Below are 2,340 nucleotides of genomic sequence, written 5' to 3'. Positions count from 1 at the left end.
GAAAAATATAGATTTCTAGAGCATTTGTTTTTCGAGACAGCCACCATAAAAAACGCTGTCACAGAAAAGCACAAACTGACAGATATGTTCTCCCTAGCTAAATCTTATGAACTATCAGCTTTTGGTGATGGTAGTAACATTACAGCTTCTATAAATTCAGTCGGAGAGGACTACTTAAAGCTACTAAATTATAAAATAGATGAGATAGATAAAAATGTGAAATCACATACCCAAAAAACAGATTTCATCCTTAACGATTACCCGATATTGCTAGATGGCTTAAAGCGTTATCTAGAAAAAAATGGTATACCAAGCCAGGAAATGTTGGACATCAACAAAAAAGCCCTTAATTTATTCGATAGATCTATAACGCTATACCCAACTGAAAAAGTAACTCAAAAAGACATTGAATTTGGAGAATTTCATAAATCAATGTACAACACTTCCGTCAGTAATAACTTGAAGCAATTAAAAGACGACTTAGCTCAGTTGGCCCTTTACAACTTACTTTTAAACGACCTAAAAACAGTGCCAACTTTAGACAGCAACAACGTAAGTACGATTGAAAACTTACAGCGCCGCATTCAACTATTAAAGAAGCAGTATCCTAAAGATAAGGTTGACTAAATCTCATCTTGCTAGCTAACTGCTCTACTTCGTTTATACTAGGCACAACTTATCTATAGGCTGTGATTTCAAAAAACTCATTGGTACACCTATAGTACACCCCATCCAATTGGAACCCTTACAGCACATGGCTCTCAAACCCACAATCTATAAGTTTCGTATTTCTTTAACCGATATGAATCGCGACTATTACGACTCTTTTAATCTAACGGTTGCACAACACCCTTCTGAAACAGAACAGCGCATGATGGCTCGTATCATTGCTTTCTGTATCAATGCATCTCCTGAACTTGAATTCACTAAAGGGTTGTCTAGCATTGAAGAACCCGATTTATGGCAGAAGTCGTTAGATGACCAAATCTTAGAGTGGATTGATGTTGGTGAGCCCGATCCAGAACGCGTTAAGAAGGCGACTCGCTTATCTAAGTCTGTGAGCGTGTTCAGCTTCAACACTAAATCGAATGTTTGGTGGGAACAGAACAAAGGTAAATTCGGTTACCTGAAAGCTCAGATCGTTCGTCTAGACAACGATGGTATTGAGCAACTAGCAGCGATGACACAACGTACTATGGACCTTTCAGTGATGCTGTCGGGTAACTCTGCGTTCGTAAACAGCGACACTCAATCTGCAGAAGTAACGTGGGAAGAGCTACAGAGTAATGACTGAGATCCAAACTCAGACTGAACCTCAGCGCCAAACTAAGCTCGAAGCGTGTTTGCAGCTCGCAGGTCTCGATTCAGTCAAAGCGCTGACGACTGGCTATGAAAAAGAGTTAAAGTCATTTATTGATGAAAACCATGCTCTGTTTAGACACGCTTGCGAGAACAAGCCGGACAACTCTGCACGTCAGACGTTGCTTGGCCTGTTAACCAAGGTACATATCGATGCAAGCTATCGCTTTGAAAGCAATAAAGAAGCGAATGAGGCAATGCAAAATGTATTCGATACTACAGTGGGCACTGAGCACAGCGACAAGTTTCAAAATTCTAACGCTCAGCAGTTAAAGTTAATCACTCATTTGTGGTTGTTCATTCAAGGACGACTAGGAATGGATTACAGCCTTGCTAATGATCATGCCGCTGTAGCCGCTACTCTGTTGTCTCGCATATCGAGAAGCAGTGATGATGAGATTCGCATAGAGTTTATGGCCAGTTTTTATGATGGTTTAAACCTCTATCAAGCTGAGAATAAGCCGTCCGGTTTTGTTCACCACTTTAAGCGTTTGTTTAATCTTTCTTAAGCATTCCCACCAGCGACTGACTCTAGATACGCTCTATATTTTTATAGAGCGCACTTATTCTGCTTAGCCGCCAGAGATTCCCTATTACACTCGTTCCTCGCTTTAGAGAATGACGACATTCTCAGTCATTGCAGTTTACTTCATTGCAAGCACAAAAAAGCCCCCACAAGATACCGCGCTTCAGCACTGTTGTTTATCCGATTGCAACCCAAAAACCATACGTTAGAGACGAACAAAGTCTTGTTGTGATAATGATACTTCTCATAACACGACGAATTAAAGCTACGTATATGGCAAGGTTACTTTACAACTATAACTTATCAATTTATTCAAAAAGTGCATATTTTTCAGATAATTATTCTCAAATGGAAATATCAGTTATGTGACGAGCAGAAGCATTTTCTCTTGTGATGGTAAGTACACTGATTTTTATAAAATGATAATAAAAAACCTGCAAATACAACTAACGTTG

3 protein-coding genes are annotated in these 2,340 nt (G+C 39.4%); all 3 read left to right on the top strand.

Annotated features, from left to right (window positions below):
* On the top strand, positions 1–627 hold a 627-nt coding region (locus AB4496_RS22815), incomplete at its 5' end, for a hypothetical protein (RefSeq protein ID WP_372132068.1).
* 127 nt (positions 628–754) lie between these two features.
* Positions 755–1,294 carry a YaeQ family protein gene (locus AB4496_RS22810; RefSeq protein WP_004731545.1) on the top strand — a complete coding sequence of 180 codons (540 nt, stop codon included), beginning with the start codon at positions 755–757 and terminating at the stop codon, positions 1,292–1,294.
* The gene (locus tag AB4496_RS22805) at positions 1,287–1,868 is read left to right on the top strand and encodes a hypothetical protein (RefSeq protein ID WP_009845545.1); all 582 of its coding nucleotides are present in this window, start codon (positions 1,287–1,289) and stop codon (positions 1,866–1,868) included. The genes AB4496_RS22810 and AB4496_RS22805 overlap by 8 nt, the downstream gene beginning before the upstream one ends.
* Positions 1,869–2,340 lie beyond the last annotated feature (472 nt).

Origin of the sequence: Vibrio sp. 10N.222.46.A1, assembly GCF_041473595.1 — a bacterium.
Lineage (GTDB): Bacteria > Pseudomonadota > Gammaproteobacteria > Enterobacterales > Vibrionaceae > Vibrio > Vibrio tasmaniensis_A.
Note: the sequence above shows the minus strand (reverse complement) of the source record. Positions and strands in the feature narration are given on the sequence as shown.